This window comes from Xanthomonas sp. fls2-241-TYG-148 (genome assembly GCF_030208815.1).
Classification (GTDB): Bacteria; Pseudomonadota; Gammaproteobacteria; order Xanthomonadales; family Xanthomonadaceae; genus Xanthomonas; species Xanthomonas campestris.
This window is the reverse complement of the sequence record NZ_JARVTE010000018.1, coordinates 12,488-37,218: the sequence shown is the minus strand read 5'-3', so window position 1 is coordinate 37,218 and position 24,731 is coordinate 12,488. Positions and strand designations below refer to the sequence as shown.

Sequence of the window (24,731 nt, the reverse complement as noted above, 5' to 3'; positions counted from 1 at the left end):
CGACCGGTGGCGCACTGCGCGCCGCGGCGTTTCCGCAGCACTCCTCGAGCCTGCCCCACCTCATGAATGATCGGTCACAGCAGCTGTCCTTGCGCGAAAAGATCGGCTACAGCCTGGGCGACCTGGCGGCCAATCTGATCTTCCAGACCCTGGTCACTTTCCTCGCGTTTTTCTACACCGATGTCTTCCGTATCCCGGCAAGCGCGGCCGCCACGCTGATCTTCGTGGTCGGCCTGCTGGGCGCATTCGTGTTCACGCCCATCATCGGCATCCTGGCCGATCGCACACGCACGCGCTGGGGCAAGTTCCGCCCGTGGATCCTGTGGACGGCACTGCCGTTCGGCGCGCTCTCGTTGGCCGCGTTCAATACCCCGGCACTGGGCGAGCACGGCAAGCTCATCTACGCCTTCGCCACCTACACGCTGTTGATGCTGGTGTACGTGGCCAACAACCTGCCGTATTCGGCCTTGAGTGGCGTGCTCACCGGCAGCATGGAGCAACGCAATAGTTTGTCGGCGTATCGCTTTCTGGCAGTGACCTTCGCGCAGTTCATCATCCAGGTGCTGTTGCTGCCGCTGGTGCTGATCCTGGGCAATGGCGACAAGGCGCAGGGGTTTCGCAACACCATGGCGTTGTTCGCCGCGATCGGCACGCTGTGCTTTTTGATTACCTTTTTCACCACGCGCGAGCGCGTGCTGCCGATCACCGAGCAGCGCACCAGCGTGCGCCAGGACCTCACCGACCTGGTACGCAACAAGCCCTGGTTGGTGATGCTGGCGCTGACCATCCTGGTGTTCATCAATCTCGCCATGAAAGGCGGGATGTACATCTACTACTTCAAGTACTACCTGGACGCCGGCGCCTTGGCGCAGTTTCTGGATAACGCCGGCTTCAACCGCTTCATCGGCGCCATCAACAGCGTGCTCACCGGTGCCGGCATGAGCGCACTGCAGTGGCCGCAGGACGCGCCCACCTCGGCCTTCAGCGTGTTCAGCGCCGGCGGCATCCTGGCGATGATCGTGGGGATTGGTTTTTCCAAGCGCCTGGCGGACCGCTACGGCAAGCGCAATGTGTTCGGTGGCGCGCTGCTGATGTCCACCCTGTTTCTGCTGGCGTTCTACGTTTACTCGCCCACGGCGATCGGCTGGGTGTTCGCCTCCTACGTGCTGCACGGCTTTTTCTACGGCATCACCATCCCGTTGCTGTGGGCGATGATCGCCGACGTGGCCGACTACTCGGAATGGAAGAACCACCGGCGTGCCACCGCCATCATCTTCTCGGCCATGTTGTGCGGCCTGAAGATCGGGCTGAGCGTGGGCGGCGCCCTGGTCGCCGGCATCCTGGCGTTCTACGGCTATGACGCGGCAATCCCGCAACAGAGCGCCGCAGTCACCGGTGGCATCCGCCTGGCCATCAGCGTGTATGCGTCCATTCCGTTCCTGCTCGGCACCGCGCTGCTGGCGCTGTACGAGATCGACAAGGCGCTGGAAACCCGCATCGAACACGAGCTGGGCACGCGCCGCCAGGCCGCGCCGCTGGCTGCTGGCTGACACCCCTCCCCTCCCTCTCATGCACAGGTACGCGCATGTCCAATGAACTGGAAGCCGCCGCACTGCAGGCCCTGGCGCGCACCGCCATTTCCACACCGCTGGTCACCCACGTCTACACCGCCGACCCGTCCGCGCATGTGTTCGACGGCGCCCTGTACATCTATCCCTCGCACGATATCGATGCTGGTGTCGCCTTCAGCGACGATGGCTCGCACTTCGACATGGCGGACTACCACGTGTTCCGCATGGCGCATCCTGATGCGGCGGTGGAAGACCTGGGCCAGGTGCTGCACGTGCGCGATGTGCCGTGGGCACAGCGTCAGATGTGGGCGCCGGACGCCGCGCAACGCGATGGCAAGACCTACCTGTATTTCCCGGCAAAACGGGCCGACGGCATCTTCCAGATCGGCGTGGCGGTCGGCGATGGACCACAGGGCCCGTTCGTGGCCGAACCCGAGCCCATCGCCGGCACCTACTCGATTGACCCGGCCGTCTTCGCCGACGACGACGGCGCGCACTACCTGTACTTTGGCGGCATCTGGGGCGGCCAGCTGCAGCACTACCGCGACAATGTCTACGCGCAGACCCATCAGGAACCGGCCGACGATGCGCCCGCACTCGGCCCGCGCGTCGCACGCCTGCGCGAGGACATGACGCAACTGGCAGAACCCACCCGCGAGATCGTCATCCTCGACGAACACGGCACCCCGCTACGCGCCGGCGATCACGCCCGCCGTTTCTTCGAAGGCCCCTGGGTTCACCACCACGCCGGCCGCTATTACCTGTCGTATTCCACCGGCGACACCCATCTGATCTGCTACGCCACCAGCGACTCACCCTACGGCCCGTTCGTCTACCAGGGCGTGCTGCTCGACCCGGTGGTCGGCTGGACCACGCACCACTCCATCTGCGCCTTCGAAGACCAGTGGTATCTGTTCTATCACGACGCCGTGTTGTCGGGCGGCCAGACCCATCTGCGCAGCATCAAGATGGCGCCGCTCGAGCACACTGCAGATGGGAAGATCGCGCGCATTTATCCGTATGGAGAAACGGCCGTGTCGCCTTGGTGACATGCTGGGGTGTTGCTTGTGAGGATGTTCAGGACCCCATCGTGCACGATCGCCGAAGCACACAAACGCACGCGCGTTTGTGCATGTATGCAGCGCGAAATCGCCTTGGCGCTGGCAACTGATCGAAGGCGCACGAACGCAAGTTCAGTGCGCCCCCAACGTTACGATCAATGCGCACTCTCGTTCTTCAACGCAGACATGAAGTCGTTGAGCCGGTAGGGTCCAGTCAAATGCTCTCTGACGTTGGGGAACTGCGATGCCACATAACGCATCAGATAGTCCAGCTTGTCACTGGACTCACTGTGCAGGCGAAGGTTGAGCAGTTGCAGCTCGGTACTGTGCGGGAAGTCGCGTGCAGCGTCAGCCACCACTGTCTTATAGCCGGGATCCGTTTCGGCAAGCCCCCTGACATAGCTCAACGCATAGTTCTCAATGTGGAGCGTCTTCCAGCCGTACAGATCCAGGGCCTTCAACTTGGCCTTGTGGTCATTCGCGCTGTACAGGTAAGCGAGCACATCCAGTGTCCAGCGATCGCCAGGGCTCTGCTGATGTCGCGCTTCCGGCTGGGCGCCGTAATGCTCCAGGAGTTGCGCAGCTGTCGCTAATTTGCGTTGGCTAAGTTGACTGATCAATGTGTATGTTGCAGCCGGATCTTGCGGAAGTGCGTAGCCATTGCCCCAATAGCCCGCCGAAGACACGTAGTCTTTGAAAGCCGCGTCCTCAAGCTTGACTGCCTCGACACATAGCCCTGCAGCGAGTTGCATTGACTTGTTGTTTTTAGCCAAGCCGTTTATCAACGCAAGGTCGTGCCTCAGAAAATCGGGCTGTTCCTTCGTATTCCACCAGTCGATTTCCCAGTTCTTGTCCAGCTTGACGAGCTTACAGACCGCACCGGCGTCACCGGCATGAATGGATTGAATCAGCTGCTCTCGGTCAGCATCCGGGTCGGTCTTGGAGAAGATCTCGTACATCGCTTTTTCGATGGCTGTGTGCTTTTCCCGGAAGTCCACCTTTTCCCACGCCTTGATCGCACCGGTCGCATCGCCAAGCACGAGGCGGCAATGCGTGACATATGCCCACAGCGCAACCGGGCGACGGCGCCCCTCTAACAATGCGCCAGCTTTCTCATAGAGAGGAAGTGCTGCGGCACATTGTCCGGCACGATGCTCATGCATCGCACGCTCGAATAAAATGAGCGGATTGTCTGGCGCCCCTTTCTCTGCAATCTTCATATACGCATCGCTTGCAGGGATGTCCGACCTATAAAGCAGGTTCGACAGGACGAAGTAATCCACTACGTTTTTTTCGTTGTCCGGCACTAGCGTCTTCAAGCGCGCATTGACCTGACTCTTTTTGCCCTGTTCTATCAGTTGATCTGCTTCAGGCGATTCGGCCAGACTCTCGTACTTTTCAGCCACCTTGCCAACGCGAGAGGCGAAGTCATCTGGCGCTGCGCTCTGCGCGGCACCAGCCGATGCCAGCGCTAATACAAGCGCTAGTTGCATTATTTTTCTCACGGATCGTTCTCCACTGTAGATATCCTGGTGTTCCGGCCATATGCGGAGCGCAGCTAATGAAAAAAGCCTGCACAGGTCAGATCTGGCCCGCATAACGCATGGCGTACTTACCCATTCCCCAAAGCAAGTAAACCATCGCGCTGCAGCTTGGGCAACGCTGGTGACGCGCCAAGGCCACCGCCGGTGTCAGCGGGGCGGCAGCAATGCCTGCGCGTTACTGGAGCCAGTGCCATTCGGGGTCGCATTGAAACATCACCTGTTCGAACGCGACTCCCAGCATGGATGGGCATCCAGCCCTTCATAAGCGAAACCTTGCACCGCTATGCATCCAGACGCATCGTTGCTACGTAGGCCTAGGCACGTATTTCTTTTGGGTGAGGTTGCCATGCGGCAGGGTTCGATGCTGTTCTTACTGACACTCGCAGTCTGTGGGAGTGCAAGCGGCAGCGAGCCGCGTCCCGCATTGCCCCGCGCAGACAGCGTTGACGTGCCGCGCTTCATGGGCGACTGGTACGTCATCGCGCACATTCCCACCCGGCCGGAACGCAAGGCCTTTGACGCGGTGGAGCGGTACGCGCTGCGACCGGATGGCCGCATCCAGACCACCTTCACCTTCCGCAAGGGCAGCTTCCAGGCGCCGCTCAAGTCCATGCACCCGGTCGGCCAGGTCGCAAAGGAAGGTAACGGCGCGCTCTGGAGCATGCAGTTCCTGTGGCCGTTCAAGGCCGAGTACGTGATTGCCTGGCGCGATGCGAACTACACCCAGACCATCGTGGCGCGCAGCAAGCGCGATTACGTCTGGTACATGGCGCGCACGCCGCAGGTCTCCGATGCCGACTACCAGCAGGCCGTTGGGCGCATCGCGGCCATGGGCTATGACGTGAGCCAGCTACGACGCGTGCCGCAATCAGTGCGCTGACACCCAGCCGCGCGATGGAGGGGTCTGCACGCTGTGCAGTCCTCCGAACCGGCCGAATGCGTCAGGCGTCTTTCGTGTCCACAGAAAATTCCCATCCATCGTTCAAGCCGCCCAAGGGCTTGGCCTCGGTGGCCAGCTCTTCCTCGAACGCCGAAATCGCCTTGTACGACGGCACCATGGTTGGATACACCGTGACATCCATGGGAAATGCCGTGTTTTCTGCGTAGTGGCAGCAGCGCACCTTCTGCTCGAAGCGCAGCAGCGTCACGGAAAATTCCAACGCCGACTCTTTCGTCGGGAAGACCACGGAAAACGCAATCTCCCGCGGCTTGGAAAGATCCACCCCTTGCTGGGCGATGTGCCAGAGGGTGTCGCCGTTATCGTCGTTGGGATACAGGTCAGGGTTTCGCTGCATGGTTGCTTCAGTCTGTGAGGCCGGTTGCCGAACGCGCATCGTAGCGCCTGGCTGGTGTGCGGTCTGAGCCAGTGCCGCAAAGCGCCGGGCGTTGGATCGTGCAACCAGCCGCTTTCCGTTTTACCAACCGCTTGCCGCGGTAGTGAGTGCAACGCAGGTGGCCGCGCCAGGCGCGACCACCTTGATGACGTTACGGAATCCAGACCAGATTCATCAACTGCGGGTCGGCGGTGACCTTTACCAGCTTGCCGCTGGGGCCGAACTGCACCTGGTATTCGGCGAAGCTGGTGCGCCAGTAGCGCCACAGCGAGGCGTCCAGGTTGGGGTTCTCGCTGCTGATCGGGTAGCCGACCGCCATCAACACCTGTTCGCGGGTCATGCCGCCGGTGAGCTTGCCTTCGGTGATGGCCTGGCGAATCTTGGGCGGGAAGGTGGCCAGCTTGAGCTTGGGGTCGGCGGTGACCACGTAGCGTGCGGCGAAGGCGGTGTTGTCCAGGTCGCGGCTGTAGTCGTTACCGATGGACTGCTTCTCGCCGGCGATCTTGAGGTTGACGCGGTTGCGGCCAAAGCCGGTGACGCTGACCGGGGTGCCCACGGCAAGCACGCGCTTGCCGTCTTCGGCGTAGTTGCTGTCGCTGATCCAGCTGCCGTCGGTGCGCAGGTTGCAGCACAGGAAGCCGTCGTACTTGGTGACGTCGGCGGCCGTGGTCAGGCCGGAGGCGGTGAGCAGGCTCAGGGCCAGCAGGGAAGAACGCAAACGCATCGTACAGACTCCTTTCTCGACGGCCGTGGCCGCGCGGCAATGATGGGGTGAGGCGCGCCGCCGTTTCCCCAACGGCGCGCCCGCATTGTCGCAGCCTCCGCCGGGTTGGCAAGCCGGGTGACGCAGGTCGCCGGGGGTTGTGTATGCTCGGGGGGTGGAGACGCTCTCACCCGCCGAGATTGCCGAGCAGATCGCCGAGTTGCGACGCGCACACCGCGCGTTGGACGAGGAGATCCAGCGCGTGCCTGCCAATGTGGACGACGAGCTGCAGATGAAGCGCCTGAAAAAGCGCAAGTTGCACCTCAAGGACTGCATCACCCGGCTGGAAATGGAGCTGGTGCCTGACGAGCCGGCGTGAGGTTGGTGCGTGCGGCCGCTTGGGTTTGCTTTGCGGTTGTTGGTATCGGCAGCGCGGGGATAGGCAGTTGGGTCACTAAGTGATGCAGGCAGCGTTTGTCTGATGGCCACCGCGGGCTTTAGCTGAGGCTCGTCGCGTTGGTCGCTTGGGCCGTACCCTCACCCCAACCCCTCTCCCGGGGGGAGAGGGGCTTTGTGTCCTTGTTTTTGGCGCTAAATGCGGCCTGCTGGCGAGTCGCGCCCTTGTCCTAGCCGGCGCGCAGCAGGATCTTGCCGCTGCGTCCGGGCTTGTCGCTGGCCGCGGCGGCCTTGGCGGCATCGTGCAGGTCGAACACCGCTTCCACCGGCAGCGCCAGGCTGCCATCGAGCGCGGCCTTGAGCAGTTCGCCGATCATGCGGCGCTTGTCCTCGGCCTTGGTGGCCTGCATCACCTTGCTGCCCCAGAAGCCGCGCACGGTGGTCTGCTTGAAGATCACATCGCCACTGGAGATCTGCAGCGGCTCGCCGGTCATCGCGCCGAAGGAAATCAGTTCGCCGCCTTCGGCCAGCAAGGCCATCAGCTCACCCGCTGCACTGCCGGCCACCGAATCGATGGCGCGCACGATGGGCGCATCGCCGGCCAGCGCGCGCACCTGCGCCTGCCAGCCGTCCTGCGCAGTAGACACCGCATTGCCGATGCCCAGCGATGCCAGTTCCTCCACACCCGCGTCGCGACGCACCAGATTGATCACGTCGATGCCGCGCGCTGCGGCCAGCATCGCCACCGTCTTGCCGACCGCACCGTTGGCGGTGTTCTGCACGATCCAGTCGCCCTGTTTCACCTGCAGGAATTCGATCAGCATCAGCGCGCTCAGCGGCATGGCGATCAACTGGCAACCGCGCTCGTCGTCCAGACCATCCGGCAACGGCACCACGCCGGAGGCGTCGGCAAGGAAGTACTCGGCCCAGGCCGCATGCACACCGGCGGCGACCACGCGCTGGCCGACCTGCAGGCCCTCGACACCCTCACCCAGCGCATCGATGACACCTGCTGCTTCGCTGCCGCCGATGGCTGGCAGTTCCGGCTTGTAGCCGTAATTGCCGCGCACGGTCCACAGGTCATGGTTATGGATCGGCGCGCGCCGCATCGCAACGCGCACCTGGCCCTTGCCTGGCTGCGGCGTGGGGCGCTCGCCCAGCTCGAGCACCTTGGCCGGATCGCCGAATTGGGTATGGATGGCTGCGCGCATGGAGGTCTCCTGCCGGGCACGCTCTTGCTGCGACGCGCCCGATCGTTGTGAAAGGTGGCGCGATGCTATCGGCAGGGCTGCAAGGAAGGGATGAAGCGAACGGAACTGCTGCGTGAAGTTGTTGGCATGCGCGCGTAATGACGATGCTCTGCTGCAGCGCCGGAGGACTGCGTGCTGGCCGCCCCTCATTCGCCCTTCGGGCACCTTCTCCGGGGGGGAGAAGGGAAGCGCCTTGCGCGTCTGCGCCTACCTACACGTGCCCTGCCATTGGCCCACCCTCACGTACTGCAGGAGACGATGGCGTTTGTACCGCCGTCTTACTCAGCCGGCGGTGACACCACATCCGGCTTTGCCGCTTCCGGGCTGACGCGTTCGATGGTGTGGCGCAGCTCGCGACCGAGGATGAACTTGGCGTCCTTGGCCCACGCGTCCAGGCGCTCGTCGAACATCAGCTTGCTGTTCTCGTCCGGCCACACCAGGCGCAGTTCGCGCAGTTTCTGGATGAAGCTGCGGAACAGGGTCTTGTCGAAGAACTCCGGCGCGGCCGGTGCGTACAGCAGGCTCAGGCGCTGCGCGGCCTGCTGGCACAGGCTTTCCAGCTCGCCGGCACCGAGCACGCCGGGGCCGTTCTTCACCAGCACCGAAATGGCGATGTAATAGCGCTCGAACGCCTGCTGCAGCGAATGGCCGATCGCACGCAGGCGGAACACCTCGTCGGTCTGCCCGGTGTTGCGCGCCAGGATGCCGCCATCGTCATCGGTGACGTTGAGCAGCAAGCCCTCGCGCACGAACATGTCGATGGTCTGCTCGATGCGTTCGGCAAAGCGGTCCTCGCTCCACGGCAGGAACAACTCGGCCTGCAGGAACGGGTACACCGTGCGGCCCAGCCGCAACAATCCGGCGCGGCTCATGCGGCGGTTGTTCTGGAAGCAGCACGCCACCCACGAGGAGGCGGTGAACAGATGCAGCACGTTGTTGCGGAAGTAGCTCAGCAACACCGCGGTATCGCCACTGACGCTCAGCACATCGCCCAGCGGGTGCGAGACGCGAGTGAGCACGTTGATCTCTTCGGCGTGGGTGATGATGCGCGCCGGCGTGTGCGGGGTGACAGTGACGCGGTCCGAATACGGCATTTCGGCCAGCAGCTTCTTGCACAGTTCGATCTGCGCGATCAAATCGGCTTCGCCCATCGCATGCTTGGGCGTGGACAGCAGCGCCAGCGCGAGCAGGTTGATTGGATTGACGTCGGCGGCGCAGTTGATGCGGGTCTGGATCTGCGTGGCCAAGGTGTCCACCGCCGGTGCAAGCCAGGTCGGCTTTTCATCGTCGGGCAGTGGTTCGCCATTCCACTCCGGCGCGTGCTTGGCCAGCACGTCATTGAGTGCGATCGGCTCGCCGAAGTTCACCACCACCTGGCCGTAATTTTGCTTGAGCACCTTGGGGATGGACCACAGCAGGCCCCAGATCGATTCCTTTTCCTTCGGGCGGCCGGTGAGTTCGTCGAGATAGCTGTTGCCTTCCATCAGCTTCTCGTAGCCGATGTACACCGGCTGGAACAGCACTGGCTTGCGCGGCTGGCGCAGATACGCGCGTAGCGTCATCGCGATCATGCCGCCCTTGGGCTGTAACAAGCGGCCGGTGCGCGAGCGCCCGCCTTCGACGAAGTACTCGATCGAATAACCGCCAGCCACCAGCTGCGCCACGTATTCGCTGAGCACCGCCGAATACAGCGCATTGCCACGGATGCTGCGGCGGATGAAGAACGCACCGCCCTTGCGCAGCAGCGTGCCCACCACCGGCAGGTTGAGATTGATGCCCGCCACGATGTGCGGCGGCACGATGCCGCGCTCATACAACAGGTAGCTCAGCAGCAGGTAATCCATGTGGCTGCGGTGGCTGGGCACGTACACCACTTCATGCCCGGGCGCGGCCTGCTTGAGCTTGTCCAGGTGATGCACCAGCACGCCGGCGTAGATGCGGTTCCACACGTGGGTGAGCAAGAAGCTGGCCGAACGCACCACCGGGCTGGAATAGTCCGCGGCGATTTCCCAGGCATAGGCGTGCGCCTTGCGCCAGGCATCGACCGGCTTGGAGTTGTCGCGCTTGGCCTGGGTGGCGATGGCTTCGCGCACCGAATCGGCGGCCAGCACCTGGTCCACCAGCAGACGGCGGGTGGACAGATCCGGGCCGATCACCGCCTCGCGGATGCGCCGGAAATGCGTGCGCAGCACGCGCTGCAACTTGCGCAGCGTGCGCTCGGGCGGCAGGCCTTCGGCCATGGTCTGGCGCAGCGAGATGGGCGGCGCGAAACGCACGATGGTGGTGCGGCCATTGAGCAGTACCGAGAGCAGGCGGCGGAAGCGGCCGACCAGCGCCCAGTTTTCCGAGAACAGCACCGCAAACCAGCCGCTTTGCTTGTCCGGCGCACGGCCGACGAAGATCGACACCGGCACCAGATGCACGTCCAGGTCGGCGCGCACGCGGTGCGCCTGCAGCAACTTGGCCAGCGAATCGGAATGGGTCTTGCCGCCGCGTTGTTCGGGAATCAGCGAATTGCTGCTGCTCCGCCGCGACAACGCCAGATAGGCGCGCTTGCGCTCCAGCGGGTCGCCCGGCAGCGGCACCAGCGGCGACGGCAAGCCGGCTTCGCGGCAGGCCTTGTCCAGGATCAGGGCATTAGAGAGGCCGTAATCCTCGAGCACATAGACCACCGGCTTGCCGTCGTCGTAGCGCCCGGGTTGTTCGGGTTCGATGGTCAGGCTCAGCCACGGGTCGGCCAGCCGGCCGAGCAGGCGCGCCCACCACGGGCGTTTGGCCACGCGTGCCGGGGCGAGCACTGGCGCGGCGGGCGCCGGTGCGTCCAGCGCCACGGGCGCGGCAGGCGGCAGCGCAGCGGCCGTTGCGACGGTCTCGGCGCCGGCAGGGCTGGGCGGGGCGGATTGGCCGTCCGGGAACGGCAGGGGATTCTGTTCTGGCATCGCCGTCATTATCGCCCACCCGGGCCTTTGCCGGTGCTGGCAGGCGGGGCGGGCGTGGCCGCCGGCGTGTCGGGCGCCGCCGCAGCAGCGGGTGGGGACGCCGCCGGCACTGCGCGCAGCACGGCCTGCACGTCGTCCTGGGTCTGCTGCTGATACCAGTGGCCCTCGCGCTTGATCAGGCTGACGCTGAGATCGATGTCGCGCGCGGCCAGCGGGTAGCGCAGGCGTACCTGGGCGCTGTCGCCCTGCTGCTTGACCAGGCCGGTGCGCAGCGCATCCAGGCTGCTGTCCAGCGACAGGTCGTAACGCTCCAGCACCTTCTTGCAGGCCGCCCAGAACGGCCCGAGCCGGCGCAGGCTCTCTTCCATGCCCAGTTGCTGCAGGTCGGCATCGGACTGGATTCCGGTAGCACGCGCGGCGGCCACCAGCTCGGCGATGCTGGCCTTGGCACGCGGGCGGTCGGCCAGCGGCGCAGTGGCGGCCCAGGCGCTCAGCGCATCGACCAGCTGCACGTAGTGGGCGCGCTGCTCGGGTTGGTAGTCGGTGCGGCTGCGCAGGTACTGCACGCCGAACTGGCCCAGCGACTGCGCGGCCTGGCGGATGCCCTGCGCCTGCCCGGCCAGTTGCTGGTCGAAGGCCTGCTGCAGGCGGCGTTCGGCATCCGGGGCCGACAGGTTGCCCAGCAAGCTGCCTACCTCATTGGGCAGCGGCAGCTCGGTCAATGGCCAGCGGCTGGCACCACTGCGCCAGGCCGCTTCCAGTGCGGTGTATTGCGTGGGCGTGACGCGGATGCGTGCATAGGCGACCAGGTCGTTGCGGCGCAACGGCGTGGTCATGGCCTGCATCGCCGCCGCCGGTTCGGCATTGGCACCTGGCAGCGCGGTGGCGTGGTCGCTGCGCTTGCAGCCGCCCATGCACAACAGCGCAAGCAGCAACCACCCGGCGGACTGGAACCGACCTGGGCGGACGGTGGATAGCGACATGCGCACGATGTTCCCCTGATCGATCGGCGCATCTTGCTGTCTGAATGCAGCCGCGGCAAGGCGCTGGCCTTCCGTGCGGGCGCGTACGGTGCGCGGCGCGGTGACGCGCGGCGCGCTGTACGATGGCGCCGGATGTCAGGCGCTGACCGGTATTGTCTTCTCGGACAAAGTTGTCCATGCCCGCGCCCGGAGTCCTTGCCGGAGTAAGGATTCCCCCGATGCTGCAATGCATCATGTAAGCGCTTGCAGTTCCTGTTAGCGTGCGCGCCATCTCGCTCTGAGGTCGCCATCGGATGGGGCCGATGTCATTCATGCGCAAGTTCGCCACGAACGCTCTGCCCGTATGGACCGTCCGCCAGCCCCTGGCGCGCGTCGCCTGGCGCATGCTTTGGGGAAACACGCCATGAGCCGGCCACGTTCGGACAGCGGCAGCGTCACCATCAAGGATGTCGCGCGCGAGGCACAGGTATCGGTGGCCACGGTGTCGCGCACCATGAACGGGCATCAGCATGTGGCCGAGTCGGTGCGCGAGCGCGTGCTGCAGGTGGCGCGCGCGCTGCACTACATCCCGCATCACGCCGCACGCAGCCTGAGCAGCCGCCGCACCCACACCATCGGTGTGGTGTTGCCGGACCTGCACGGCGAATTCTTTTCCGAATTGATCCGCGGCATCGACCAGGTGGCGCGCGACCAGGGCTATCACCTGCTGGTCTCCAGCTCGCACGGCGACCCGCAGGCGCAGCGCAAGGCGCTGGAACGCCTGCCCGGCCGCGTCGACGGCGTGGTGGTGATGTCGCCGTCGCTGGGCGATTCGGGCGTGCACGAAGACGCGCTACCCGGCGGGCTGCCGGCGGTGCTGCTCAATTGCGCCGGCACCGCCAGCCAGCGCCCGGTGCTCAACGTGGACAACTACGGCGGTGCGCGGGTGATGACCCGCCACCTGCGCGACAGCGGCCACCGCCGCATCGCCTTCATCGCCGGCCCGGACGACAACTTCGACGCGCACGAACGCCTGCGCGGCTACCGCGACGAACTGGCGCTGGATGCGCAGGCGCAGCCGTGGGTGCTGCCGGGCAACTTCGACGAAGAATCCGGCTACCGCGCCGGGCAGACGCTGGCGCAGCACGACCGCCCGGACGCGGTCTTCGCCGCCAACGACATGATGGCGCTGGGCTGCCTGTTCGCGCTGGGCCACGCCGGGCTGAAGGTGCCGCACGACATCGCACTGGCCGGTTTCGACGACGTGCCAATGGCCCGCTACGTGCTGCCGGCGCTGACCACCATGCGCGTGGACATCGCCGGCCTGGGCGCACGCGCGCTGCGGCTGTTGCTGGGCCAGCAGCTGGTGGACGCTCCGGCGCCACCGGCCGATGCCGCACCGCCGGCGTTGTCGGAGATGGTCCCGGAGCTGATCGTGCGCGCATCCAGCGCGCCGCGGAGCGCATCCGGTGGCTGAGGCGCGTGCGCTGCGTCGCATCTTCACGCGATCTTTGCAGTTTCTTATGGTTTTTTAACTTACGCCGTTTGCTTGATTTGGTTGCCGCTGTTCTTGAAACAACGCATTACACGCGCCACGCCAGCGACTGCCGGTAGGCGCCTGACCCCTGGGAGGGGGACGCCATGAAGACCTACCGTACTGTCTCGACCTTGCCGGCGCGCAGCCTGCTGGGCTGCGCGCTCGCCGTTTCGCTGCTGGCCACCACCCCGGCCATGGCGCAGTCCAGCAATGCCACGTTGCGTGGGCAGGTGTCGGCAGGTCAGGCCGGAACCACGGTCACCGCCACCAACGTCGCCAGCGGTGCAGTGCGGCGCGCGACCACCGGTGCCGATGGCAGCTACGCGCTGGTGGGTCTGCCGCCGGGCACCTACAAGGTCGACGCCGGCCCCGGCACTGAACAGACCGTCACCTTGTCGGTGGCCTCGTCGGTGAGCCTGGATCTGGGCGGCAGTGGCGCCGGTGCCGCGGCGCCCGCCGGCGATGCCACCACGCTGGATGCGGTGCAGGTCACCGCCACCACGCTGCAGGAGGTCAAGACCTCCGAGGTGGGCACCAACATCTCGCTGAAGCAGATCAACACCGTGCCGCAGCTGACGCGCAACTTCCTGGAGTTTGCCGACACCGTGCCGGGCATGCAGTTCGAGACCGATGCCAACGGCAACAGCCGTATCCGCGGCGGCGCGCAGGCCAGCTCGGCGGTCAACGTCTATATCGACGGCGTTGGCCAGAAGAGCTATCTGTTTGGCGGCGTGTCCGGTCAGCAGCAGAGTGCCGGCAACCCGTTCCCGCAGCTGGCCATCGGCGAATACAAGGTCATTACCTCCAACTACAAGGCCGAGTTCGACCAGGTGGGGTCGGCGGCGATCGTGGCGTCGACCAAGTCCGGTGGCAACGAATTCCACGGCGAGATCTTCGGGCGCACCACCAACACCGATTTCCGCGCGCGCCAGGCCGACGAACGTGCCGGTGCGCCCAATGCCGATGGCAACAAGCGCCAGACCCACCAAGACGAGTACGGCATGGCCTTCAGCGGGCCGATCGTCAAGGACAAGGCGCACTTCTTCCTCAGCTACGAGGGCAAGGGCTTCGAGGTCTCGGCCAATCCGGTGTCGGTGCCCGACAACTTCAACAGCCTGCGCGACGACTTGCCGGCCGGCGTGCAGAGCCGCCTGGGCTCGGTCACCCGTCCGTTCAACGAAGACCTGTACTTCGGCAAGATCGACTGGGACATCGGCGCCAACGATCGCCTGGAACTCACCGCCAAGTACCGCGATGAAGAAAGCCGCGACAGCGTGGGCGATCGCAACACCGCCATCGCCGCCAAGATCAACCTCAACACCGAAGAACGCTACGACCTGCGTTGGCAGCATTTCGGCGAGAACTACGTCAACGAAGCACGCGTGTCGTACGAAGACGTGCTGTTCAACCCGACGGCCTACACCATCGGCAGCCAGAGCGTGTACACCCGCGCCATTGCCGAAGACGACGTGCTGATCAACGACGACGCCACCAGCGGCCTGGCGATCCAGCGCAAGGGACAAAAAGGCCCGAGCTTCCAGAACGACCTCACCCTCAACAACATCGAGTGGCACGGCAACCACGTGATCAAGATGGGCGTGAAGTACAAGGAAGTGGAGCTGACCCAGAGCGAAAACTCCGCGGCCAACCCATCGTTCTACTACGCCGTCAACGATGGCGCAGGCACCGCGCCCATTCCCTACCAGGTGCGCTTCAATCTGCCGTTTGCCGGCGCCGCGCCGTCGGTGACCACCACCAGCAAGCAGCTGGGCCTGTACCTGCAGGACGATTGGGACGTCAACGACAAGTTGCAGTTGAATATCGGCGTGCGCTGGGACGGCGAAAAGATTCCGTCCTACCTGGACAACGTGACCCCGCCGGAAGTGATCGCCGCATTGAACGGCCCCGGCACCGACCCGGCCGTCAGCGCCACCTATGCCGAACAACTGGCCAAGGGTGGGGTGAACATCAACGACTACATCAGCAACGGCCGTAACCGCAAACAGGACAACAACAACTTCGCGCCGCGCCTGGGCTTCTCCTACGACTTCCGTGGTGACGAATCGCTGGTGCTGTTCGGCGGTGCCGGGCGCAGCTACGACCGCAACCTGTTCGACATCATGGGCCTGGAACAGGTCAAGTCGGCGCTGTCGCAGTACACCATCCGCTTTGTCGAATCCTCCGGCTGCACACCGGCGGCCGGCACCTGCACCAACTTCAATCCGGCCTTTCTCAGCAACCCGGACAGCCTGGGCGGGCTGGTCGATGCGCGCGTGCGCAACGGCGAGATCGACCTGCTCAACAACGATCTGAAAACGCCGTATTCGGACCAGTATTCGATCGGCCTGCGCACCCGCGTGGGCGACTGGAGCAACTCGGCCACCGTGTCCTACATCCACAGCAAGGATGGTTTGATCCTCACGTTGGGTAATCGCTATCCCAATGGCGATTTCTTCCAGGCCGGTGCACAGCCGTGGACCCAGCCGCCGCCGGGATTCGGCAACCTGATCATCGGCAACAACGGTGTGGAGACCAAGACCGCACAGTTGCTGCTGTCCACCGACAAGGCCTACACCAAGGAAAGCGGCTGGGGCCTGACGGCGGCCTACACGTTCTCGCGCGCGCGCGGCAACCGCGGCAATGACGATCAGTACGGCTTCGATGCCGCCACGATCGCCAACTACCCGTTCCTGGATCTGAATTCGGTGCCGCGCCACCGCCTGGTGGTCACCGGCATCTACGACTTGTTCTGGGGCATCAGTGCCTCGGCCAAGTTGACCCTGGCCACGGTGCCGCCGCGCAACGAGGCGGTGTCGTACGATCTCTACGGCGGCCCGCCCTCGGACAACATCCGCATCGTGTCGGTGGACGCACCCGGCGGCAAGTTCCTGGCCGGCGGCGACATCTTCGGCACCCGCCAGCTGGACCTGTCGCTGTCCAAGGACATGCACATCACCGATACGGTGACGGTGCAGGTGCGCGGCGATCTGATCAATGCGCTGAACTTCCGCAACTACGATCAGTACAGCATCGATTGGGGAAACAACGGTGTGTACAACCCGCGCGCGAGCATCAACCAGTACGGCGCGATGACCACCCCGCCCCGCACCTTGTTCATGAGCGCCCGCATCATCTGGTAACTGTTTGAGCAGCCGTTCGACCACGCTGTCGAACGGCTGCTGCTATCGCTACCGGAGTTCGGTTTTTTAGTCCCGTGCATGGTCACCGCTTCGTTCCGGACTGGTAACGGTTACTGGTCCATCGCTGACGGTGCACCGACGCGCTCGCTGTGCAGCACGCCTTGATTCCGGCGCTGCGTGCACAGCCCGTTTTGAAGTGTTTTTGCAGTCTTTTGTTTGCAATGCCTGTTGTTTGTTGCTGTTGCCCGCTGTTCCCGTGTCACTCACATCAAAGCACCAACCTCGACGCGCCAGTCACTCCACTGGTTCGCGCTTTACCCCTGGGAGGGGGAAAGTCATGAAGAAGCACCGTACCGTCTCCACCCTGCCCGCGCGCAGCCTGTTGTGCTGCGCCCTGGCCGCCTCGTTGTTTGCCACCACCCCGGCCATGGCCCAGTCCAGCAACGCCACGTTGCGCGGCCAGGTCGCCTCCGCGCAGAGCGGCAGCGAAGTCGTCGTCACCAATGTCGCCACCGGCTCGGTGCGACGCGCGCCGGTCAATGCGAACGGCAACTACACCATCGTCGGTTTGCAACCGGGCACCTACAAGGTGGAATCCAACGGCATCAGCCGTACGGTGACCTTGTCGGTGGCCTCCAGTGCCACCGTCGATCTGGGTAACGAGACGGCGGCTGCGCCGGCCGGCGATGCGACCACACTGGACACGGTGACCGTCAGCGCGCCAATGATTCGTGACGTCAAGACCTCGGAAGTGGGTAATACGGTTTCGCTGCGGCAGATTCAGCAGTTGCCGCAGGCCACGCGCAACTTCCTGGAGTTCGCCGACACTGTGCCGGGCATGGTGTTCACCATCGACCAGGACGGCAACACCAAGTTGCGCGGCGGTGCTTCCAACGCCAGTTCCAGCAATTTGTATATCGACGGTGTGAGCCAGAAGAGCTACGTCTCCGGTGGCGGTATTGCCGGCCAGGACGAGACCCAGGGCAATCCGTTCCCGCAGCTCGCCATCGGCGAGTACAAGGTGATCACGTCGAACTACAAGGCCGAGTACGGCCAGATCAGTGGCGCGGCCATCACCGCAGCCACCAAGTCCGGCACCAATGAGTTCCATGGCGAGGCGTTCTATCGCTTTACCAATCAGGATCTACGTGAGAGACGCCCGGACGAAGAAGACGCCAAGGTCGATTCACAGACCAAGGAATACGGCTTTGCCATCGGCGGCCCGTTGATCCAGGACCGGATGCATTTCTTCTTTGCCTATGAAGGCAAGGACAACGTGGCGCCCAAGAGCGTGCAGCCGAGTGCCGAGGCCTCGCCGTTCATTGGCCTGCTGCCGTCCAATCTTCGCGATCAGTACGGCGCGTCCAACATGCCGTTCACCGAAGACCTGTACTTCGGCAAGATCGACTTCGAGCCGACCGATAACGATCGCATCGAACTGGCAACGCAGTACCGTGACGAAACCCAGGTCAGTAATGTCGGCGGCCAGAACGCGCCGGACCGCGCGGTGGACAAGATCAACAAGGACAAGCGCACCAGCCTGCGCTGGCAGCACAGTGCCGACAGCTGGTTCAACGAAGCCATCCTCACCACCGAGGATTCGCGCAATGTGCCGACGCCGCGCGGTGTCGGCAACGGCTCGATCTACACCTACATTGATCGCACGCAGGCCGATCCGCGTCAGTGGGTATTCCTCAATACCGGTGCTGCCAGTGGCGAAGACTTCAAGCTGCGTAGCCAGAAGGGCTGGTCGTTCCAGAACGACCTAACCTTCAATGCGCTGGAGTGGCATGGCGAGCACACCATCAAGACCGGCGTGACCTATCGCGACATCAAGCTGACCTCGCGCGAGTCCAGTTCGCTCAACCCGCAGTTCAGCTATGAAGTCGGCCAGAACGGTGTTGCGCCGGTTCCCTTCCAGGTGCGCTATATCCGTGCATTCGACAATCCCGGTCAGGTGCCGGTGGTCGAGTCGCCGTCCAAGCAGTACGGCATCTACCTGCAGGACGACTGGGCGGTGAACGACAAGCTGATGCTCAACATCGGCGTGCGTTACGACTATGAAGACACCCCGGCTTACACCGACTTCGTGACCTCGCAGCCGTTCATCAATGCGCTGTATTCGGACGACCCCGACAACCCGGGTCAGCCGTGGGCCAACCGCCTGCTGCCCAGCGGCATCAACGTGGCCGATTACATCAGCACCGGCAACAACCGCAAGAACTTCAAGGACGCCTGGGCACCGCGCTTCGGCTTCTCGTATGACTTCTTCGGCGATGAGAGCGCGGTGCTGCATGGCGGCGCCGGTCGCTCTTACGATCGCAACCTGTTCGAGCAGCTCGCACTGGAATCGGTCAAGGCTGCGCTGTCGCCGGTGGTGGTGTACTTCAGCGATGCTGCCAGCGGACAGGGCTGCTTCCGCGACGACCGTGCGTGCACGGCATGGAATCCGGCATATTTCACCGGTATTGATCAGCTCAATACGATCGATGGCACCAGTGACAGCTCCGAGCTTTTCATGTTCAAGAACAAGCTCAAGACTCCGTACAGCGATCAGTACAGCATCGGTATCAGCAACCAGGTCGGCGACTGGTTGACCGACGTAACCTTCCAGCGCGTGCTGGCCTATGACGGCCTGGTGATGAGCCTGGTCAACCGCTACCCGAATGGTGCGTACTTCGACGCCACCGGCAGCGTGCCCTGGGGCGAGCCGGTGCCGGGCTACCGCAATACGATCCTGGGCTACAACGGCTTGGAGCAGCGTAGCAGCCAGGTGTTGCTGTCGGCCGAGAAGCCCTACACCAAGGAATCGGGTTGGGGCTTGAACCTGTCCTACACCCATACCAGCGCGCGCCAGAACCGCACGATCGACGAGCCATTTGCTTTCGACAAGGCGACCATTCGCGACTACCCGTTCGTGAAGTCGGATGCCGTGTCGGCGCATCGTTTCGTTGCGTCCGGCTCGATCGATGGCCCGTGGGGCGTCACCTTCGGTGCAAAGCTGGTGCTGGCCACGCCGGAGCCGATCAACACGATCGCCTGCTACGGCTTTACCGATCCGGATGGCGGCACCTGCCAGGCCGTGGGCGTGACCCCGCCGGGCAATGGCAAGTTCCTGCTGGGTGGCAAGATCTGGGGATATCGCACCGTCGATCTGCAGGCGAACAAGGAGTTCACCGTCGTGGGCGACTTCAAGCTCAACGCACGTATCAACGTGCTGAATGCCTTCAACTTCAAAAACTTCACCCAATACCAGTACAACAGCTTCGGTAGCGACGGACGCTTGCAGCCTGATATCACCGTGGTCGACAACGGCGAGATCAGCTATGTGCCGCGCAGTGTCGTCCTGGAAGTGGGTGCAAAGTTCTGATGCAGTGCACATCCATGTGCACGCTGTCGGCGTGTGCATGATCCGAACGGGGCCGCTTGGCCCCGTTTGCCTATCCGCGGTTTCCTCTTTCGTGCAGGATCGAACGCATCATGATCCCCGCTCCACTCCGCAACATCGTCATCGTCGGCGGCGGAACCGCCGGCTGGATGGCGGCCGCCGCGTTTGCCCGCGTGCTTGGCCCCAGCTTCAACGTGCAGCTGATCGAATCCGAGCAGCTCGGCACCATTGGCGTCGGCGAAGCCACCGTGCCGCACATCAAGGCCTTCAACAATCTGCTCGGCATCGATGAAGCCGAGTTCGTGCGCCAGACCCAGGGCAGCTTCAAGCTCGGCATCGAGTTCGTCGACTGGCAACGGCCAGGCACCTCGTATATCCACGGCTTCGGCACCCAGATCGGCCATCCGCTCGGGCTGCTGCCGTTTCATCAGTACTGGATCAAGCAACAGCTGCGCGGCAAGGCGCAACCGTTGGGCGCCTACACGCTCAATACCGTTGCCGCCACGCGCGGCAAGTTCATGACCTCCGCCGGCGATGTGCCAGCCAATTCGCCGCTGGCCAACATCGCCTACGCGTATCACTTCGATGCCAGCCAGTACGCGCGCTTTCTGCGCGGCTACGCCGAGCAGCGCGGGGTCACGCGTCTCGAGGGCTTGATCGAACAGGTGCAGCTGGATGCGCACACCGGCCACGTGCAATCGGTGCAACTGGCCTCCGGGCAGGTGGTCAGTGGCGACTTGTTTATCGACTGCTCCGGCTTCCGCGGCCTGTTGATCGAAGAGGCGCTGCACACCGGCTATCACGACTTCACCCATTGGCTGCCGTGTGACCGCGCATTGGCCGTGCCCTGCGAAAAAGTCGGCCCGCCCACACCCTATACGCGCTCCACGGCGCGCGCCGCCGGCTGGCAATGGCGCATTCCGCTGCAGCACCGCACCGGCAATGGCTACGTGTATTCGAGTGCACACATCAGCGACGACGAAGCCGCCGCCACGCTGCTGGCCAATCTGGATGGCACACCGCTGGCCGACCCGCGCCCGCTGCGTTTCACCACCGGGCGACGCAAGCAGTTCTGGAACCGCAACGTCGTGGCGTTGGGGTTGGCCAGCGGCTTTCTGGAGCCGCTGGAATCGACCAGCATCCATCTGATCCAGTCCGGCATTTCAAAGCTGCTGGAGCTGTTCCCACGCGAGGGCATCAGCCCGGTGCTGGTGCAGCGCTACAACGACCGGCTGGCCTTCGAGTTCGACCGCATCCGCGATTTCCTGGTGCTGCACTACCACGCCACCGAACGCGACGACAGCGCGTTCTGGCGCCACTGCCGTACGCAGCCGATCACCCCGGAGCTGCAGACCACGCTGGACCTGTTCCGCGACAGCGGGCGCTTCTACCGCAATGCCGAAGAGATGTTTGCCGAAATCAGCTGGGTGCAGGTGATGGTGGGCCAGGGCATCCTGCCGCAGGGCTATCACCCGCTGGTGGACCAGGTGCCGGACACCGACGCCGAAGGCTTTCTGGCCAGCGTGGCGCAGACCATCAGCCATTGCGTGGACGTCATGCCGACCCACCAGCAATTCATCGACCGCTATTGCCGCGCTGATCCAATGCGGTGAGTGCGCGGTGGCAAACCTGGCCCAGACAAAGCCAGCGTTGCCGCCGTCAGGGGCTCACGCTGCGCCCGCCGCGGCGTGGCACAAGGCAATGGGGATCACCGTGTGGTGCGGCCAACCTGCATGGGGCTGGGCGTTGCCGCGCAACGGCGCGCCGTGACGGGCGGCAGGCGGTGGGTCAGTGCGTGCCTTCCGGGTTGCGATGCCGTTACGCGCGCCGCCGATGTCGACGACACGGCGTGGTGCACCCACAGCAGCTCCGGTCCGTGCGGGCTTGAGATCATCCCGAAGCTGCCCGCGCCCTGCATGGCTTGCCGCCAGCGAGCAGCGCGGCGTGGGCGTACCCGAGGCGCGATGATTTGGGCTGCAGTTCCCACGTGGCCTGGCTTGATCGCTGGCGGCCGCCCGGCCACCGGTCAAAAAAAAGGATCGGGCACAAGGCCCGATCCCTTTAAAAAACCGGGACAAGCCCGGTGGACAATGCGTGGCACAACTTCCGACTGACATCGGACGCCGGCATCGTACGTCGACTTTAACGTTAAAGCAACACTTTAAAGATGTGCACGTAACCCATTGATTTTAATGAGGCGGTTCCCGGCAGGTGACGGGCTCCTCGATAGCGCCCTGCTAAGGCTGACGAGGACTAGCACGTGTCACTGCATTCGTTTGGGCTTGGTCAGGCACTGGGTCAGTGAGGCGACGCAGGCTCAAGCCAGACAGATGAACACATGACGCCGTAATCATTCTTTTGAGACCGGGCAGCTTGGTGGCGGCGCATCTATCAGCCGACGCTCAATCATGCCCTTCTCGCCCGGGGTCAACGCATACACATCCAGGCGACAGCGTCCAGGACCGAAGTCCAGATGCGCCTCGTAATCAACGCCTGATTCCGGCACGAAGCTACGCGTGGTGATGCAAGTGGGGCCGTGGCCGACAGGCGCTGAACATACCGAGCGATAGCCCGGCGGCGCCTTGGGGCAGGGCGGATTGGTGACAGCGCCCGCCTTGAAGCCAACCACCATCGGTTGCCCTGCACGCACAGCCAGTTCCAATGGATGCTGAGGGGTATCGCTCAAGCGTGGCATGCCCAGATCCTGCCCGCCAAACACCAGCGCTCGGGCAGCCCGACCGAAACCAGGCACGTTTGTGCGGTCGCAAGTCGTGCCCGGGTAGATCACCGTGTTGCCGTCGTCGCCAACAATACGCAGACGTGTCCTCGCACCGTCGGTGGGCTCGTCATAGCGAAACAATTCCGGGACATTGGCGACCAGAGAACAGCCACCAAGCGTGGCGCACACAAACGCAGCAGCAACATATCGACGCAGAAGGACACGCATGACGTACTCATCCAAAGTCGGTGTCCACATCGGAAGTGCTCGACGCTAAGCGACGCGTCAATGCCATCCCTGGTCGGCGAGGCGCTCGCGCACGCTGCCTGAATCCTTGCAGGCGATGGTCACCGTCAAGGTCGCCCGCGGCTCAAGCTTCGCGGTTGGACCTTGGATTCACCAGCAGGTCCTCTCCCACGCCCTGTAGGTGATTTACCCACCGTCGCGCGTTGCAGCGTCGTGACTGCCTGACTCAGAGCATGCCTCAATCCCGGTGCTGCACCACGGCTGCGCGGATTTCGGCCTGGATGGCGGCGGCGGCGGCGGCGGGGTCGTTGGCCAGGCGGATCGGGCGGCCGACCACGATGGCATCGGCGCCATCGGCAAAGGCCTGCGCCACGCCCACGGTGCGCTGCTGGTCGTCGCCGACCGGGCCGCCGGGGCGGATACCGGGGCAGACGATCGAAAAGGCCGGGCCGGTGGCGCGTCGGATCGGGCCGGCTTCCTGGCCGGAGGCGATGACCCCGTCGATGCCGGCGGCCTGGGCGGCCAGCGCGCGCTCCACCACCACGTCCACCGGCTCGCGGTCGATGCCCATCGCGGCCAGGTCCGGCCGGCCCATCGAGGTCAGCACGGTCACTGCGAGCAGGCGCATGTCGCCCTGGTTGGCCGCAGCGGCGGCTTCGAGCATGCCGGCGTGCCAGCCGTGCAGGGTGCAATAGCTCACCGGCCATTGCGACAGGCGGCGAATGGTGCCGGCGACAGTGGCGGGAATGTCGAAGAACTTCAGGTCGACGAACACGCGCTTGTTGCGCTTGGCCAGCGCATCGAGCACGTGGAAGTACTCGCCCGACGCCAGCAATTCCATGCCGATCTTGTAGAACGCCACCGACTCGCCCAAACGGTCCACCCAGGCGATGGCCTCGTCATGGCCGGGCACATCCAGCGCAAAGATCAGCCGCTCGTGCGCGGCCAGCGGTAACGGGGGACGGTTCATCGTGCGAGCTCCAGTGCGGCGCGCTTGGCGTCGTGGCGGGTCTGCCAGGGTTGCGAATAATCGTTGTTGAACTGGGCCGGCTCCCAGCCACCGTAGCTGGGGTTGGGCAGCATCCACCAGCGCTCGCCGAACCAGTCGTGGTACTGCTGCAACAGCGCGCCGCGGGCAGTGCCGGTATTGGCGGTGACCTGCACGAAGTCGCCGAGCTGGTCGCCAAACTGCATCAGCACGCGGTACTTCTCGCCGGCCAGGCGGCGGCGGCAATTCTTCTCGCTGCCGTTCTGCTCGCAGCCGGGCACCACCGTGCCCAGGCCCAGGAACACGCTGTCATCGGCCACGGGCAGCCCGGCGCTGCGCAGATTGGCCAGGGTGGCGTCCTTGAGGTGCACGGCGCGGTTGGAGATGTAGATCAGGGTGATGCCGCGGGCGTTGGCGGCCTTGGCGAAATCGACCACACCCGGGATCGGCTTGGCCTTCTTTTCGGCCACCCACTGGTCCCAGCTCAGTTCGTCGTACTCCTTGCCATCGCGCACCAGGCGCGCCTGGTACGGCGAGTTGTCCAGCACGGTCTCGTCCACATCCAGCACCACCGCCGGCTTCAGGCCGGTGGCGGCATTGCCGCGTTCTTCGGGCACCAGCGCGTCCCAGTTGGGCTGCTTGAGCGCGGCGTCGAGGGTCTCGGCTGCGGCGCGGTAGGTCTGCTCGGCCACGGCGCGGTATTCCTCCGAACGCTGCATCCACAGCACCGCATTGAGGTTGTCATCGCCGGCGAGCGCGCCGGCTGTTGCCGCCGGCTTGGCCGCAGCAGCGCTGGCGGCGGCATTGGCAGACACGGCAGCGGCTTGCGCGCGCTGCGCCGTCTCTTCATGAGTGGGCTTGCAGGCCGACAGCGCCAGCACAGCGCAGGCAAGCAGGGACATCGGTGCGTGAAGCGAGGGGCGCATGGCATCCACCAGGACAGGAACGGCAAT

The 24,731-nt window shown here is 64.3% G+C and carries 17 protein-coding genes; 8 read left to right on the top strand and 9 right to left on the bottom strand.

Translation table 11 applies throughout. The features are described from left to right. The first annotated feature begins 62 nt into the window (after positions 1-62). Positions 63-1,550: an MFS transporter gene (locus QRM60_RS16705; RefSeq protein WP_042595829.1), complete on the top strand. Its 1,488-nt coding sequence runs from the start codon at positions 63-65 to the stop codon at positions 1,548-1,550. Positions 1,551-1,585: 35 nt separating this feature from the next. Continuing rightward, a complete protein-coding gene (locus QRM60_RS16700) occupies positions 1,586-2,620 on the top strand; it encodes a glycoside hydrolase family 43 protein (RefSeq protein WP_285446650.1) in 1,035 nt (344 codons plus the stop codon). Positions 2,621-2,787: 167 nt separating this feature from the next. Here QRM60_RS16700 and QRM60_RS16695 read toward each other — a convergent pair whose 3' ends face one another. Then, positions 2,788-4,125, bottom strand: a complete 1,338-nt coding sequence (locus QRM60_RS16695) for a hypothetical protein (protein ID WP_285446649.1) — start codon at positions 4,123-4,125, stop codon at positions 2,788-2,790. A 397-nt stretch (positions 4,126-4,522) separates the two neighbouring features. On the opposite strand from QRM60_RS16695, the gene QRM60_RS16690 reads away from it, so the two are divergent. After that, entirely contained in the window at positions 4,523-5,056 is a 534-nt protein-coding gene (locus QRM60_RS16690) for a lipocalin family protein (protein WP_068574269.1), read from the top strand. A gap of 61 nt (positions 5,057-5,117) precedes the next feature. Here QRM60_RS16690 and QRM60_RS16685 read toward each other — a convergent pair whose 3' ends face one another. After that, positions 5,118-5,471: a ribonuclease E inhibitor RraB gene (locus tag QRM60_RS16685; RefSeq protein ID WP_011039193.1), complete on the bottom strand. Its 354-nt coding sequence runs from the start codon at positions 5,469-5,471 to the stop codon at positions 5,118-5,120. 190 nt (positions 5,472-5,661) lie between these two features. Beyond that, positions 5,662-6,234 (bottom strand): hypothetical protein, encoded by a 573-nt coding sequence (locus QRM60_RS16680; protein ID WP_115007849.1) that lies wholly within the window; start codon positions 6,232-6,234, stop codon positions 5,662-5,664. 154 nt (positions 6,235-6,388) lie between these two features. Here QRM60_RS16680 and QRM60_RS16675 point away from each other — a divergent pair, with 154 nt between their 5' ends. After that, positions 6,389-6,592 (top strand): YdcH family protein, encoded by a 204-nt coding sequence (locus QRM60_RS16675; RefSeq protein ID WP_014509561.1) that lies wholly within the window; start codon positions 6,389-6,391, stop codon positions 6,590-6,592. 247 nt (positions 6,593-6,839) lie between these two features. Here the strand turns inward: QRM60_RS16675 and QRM60_RS16670 are convergent, their stop codons facing one another. The 3 genes from QRM60_RS16670 to QRM60_RS16660 all read right to left on the bottom strand — a co-directional run bounded on the left by QRM60_RS16670 (position 6,840) and on the right by QRM60_RS16660 (position 11,781). Then, positions 6,840-7,820: a zinc-binding dehydrogenase gene (locus QRM60_RS16670; protein WP_285446648.1), complete on the bottom strand. Its 981-nt coding sequence runs from the start codon at positions 7,818-7,820 to the stop codon at positions 6,840-6,842. 317 nt (positions 7,821-8,137) lie between these two features. Further along, positions 8,138-10,807, bottom strand: a complete 2,670-nt coding sequence (plsB, locus tag QRM60_RS16665) for a glycerol-3-phosphate 1-O-acyltransferase PlsB (RefSeq protein WP_115577956.1) — start codon at positions 10,805-10,807, stop codon at positions 8,138-8,140. Beyond that, the gene (locus tag QRM60_RS16660; protein WP_040942118.1) at positions 10,807-11,781 is read right to left on the bottom strand and encodes a hypothetical protein; all 975 of its coding nucleotides are present in this window, start codon (positions 11,779-11,781) and stop codon (positions 10,807-10,809) included. The genes plsB and QRM60_RS16660 overlap by 1 nt, the downstream gene beginning before the upstream one ends. A 403-nt stretch (positions 11,782-12,184) precedes the next feature. Here QRM60_RS16660 and QRM60_RS16655 point away from each other — a divergent pair, with 403 nt between their 5' ends. The 4 genes from QRM60_RS16655 to QRM60_RS16640 all read left to right on the top strand — a co-directional run bounded on the left by QRM60_RS16655 (position 12,185) and on the right by QRM60_RS16640 (position 21,438). Continuing rightward, positions 12,185-13,237: a LacI family DNA-binding transcriptional regulator gene (locus QRM60_RS16655; protein WP_012439663.1), complete on the top strand. Its 1,053-nt coding sequence runs from the start codon at positions 12,185-12,187 to the stop codon at positions 13,235-13,237. Between the two features lie 164 nt (positions 13,238-13,401). Next, entirely contained in the window at positions 13,402-16,437 is a 3,036-nt protein-coding gene (locus QRM60_RS16650; protein WP_285446647.1) for a TonB-dependent receptor, read from the top strand. Positions 16,438-16,774: 337 nt separating this feature from the next. After that, complete coding sequence (locus QRM60_RS16645) at positions 16,775-19,807, top strand: TonB-dependent receptor (protein WP_011039201.1); 3,033 nt, start codon at positions 16,775-16,777, stop codon at positions 19,805-19,807. 110 nt (positions 19,808-19,917) lie between these two features. Then, on the top strand, positions 19,918-21,438 hold the full coding sequence (locus tag QRM60_RS16640) for a tryptophan halogenase family protein (RefSeq protein WP_103701987.1): 1,521 nt from the start codon (positions 19,918-19,920) through the stop codon (positions 21,436-21,438). 737 nt (positions 21,439-22,175) lie between these two features. Here the strand turns inward: QRM60_RS16640 and QRM60_RS16635 are convergent. The 3 genes from QRM60_RS16635 to QRM60_RS16625 all read right to left on the bottom strand — a co-directional run bounded on the left by QRM60_RS16635 (position 22,176) and on the right by QRM60_RS16625 (position 24,713). Continuing rightward, positions 22,176-22,772, bottom strand: a complete 597-nt coding sequence (locus QRM60_RS16635) for a hypothetical protein (protein ID WP_014509569.1) — start codon at positions 22,770-22,772, stop codon at positions 22,176-22,178. Between the two features lie 256 nt (positions 22,773-23,028). Continuing rightward, on the bottom strand, positions 23,029-23,760 hold the full coding sequence (gene pyrF / locus QRM60_RS16630; RefSeq protein ID WP_285446646.1) for an orotidine-5'-phosphate decarboxylase: 732 nt from the start codon (positions 23,758-23,760) through the stop codon (positions 23,029-23,031). After that, positions 23,757-24,713 (bottom strand): 5'-nucleotidase, lipoprotein e(P4) family, encoded by a 957-nt coding sequence (locus QRM60_RS16625; protein ID WP_285446645.1) that lies wholly within the window; start codon positions 24,711-24,713, stop codon positions 23,757-23,759. Before QRM60_RS16625 ends, pyrF begins: the two co-directional genes overlap by 4 nt. Between the last annotated feature and the right edge of the window lie 18 nt (positions 24,714-24,731).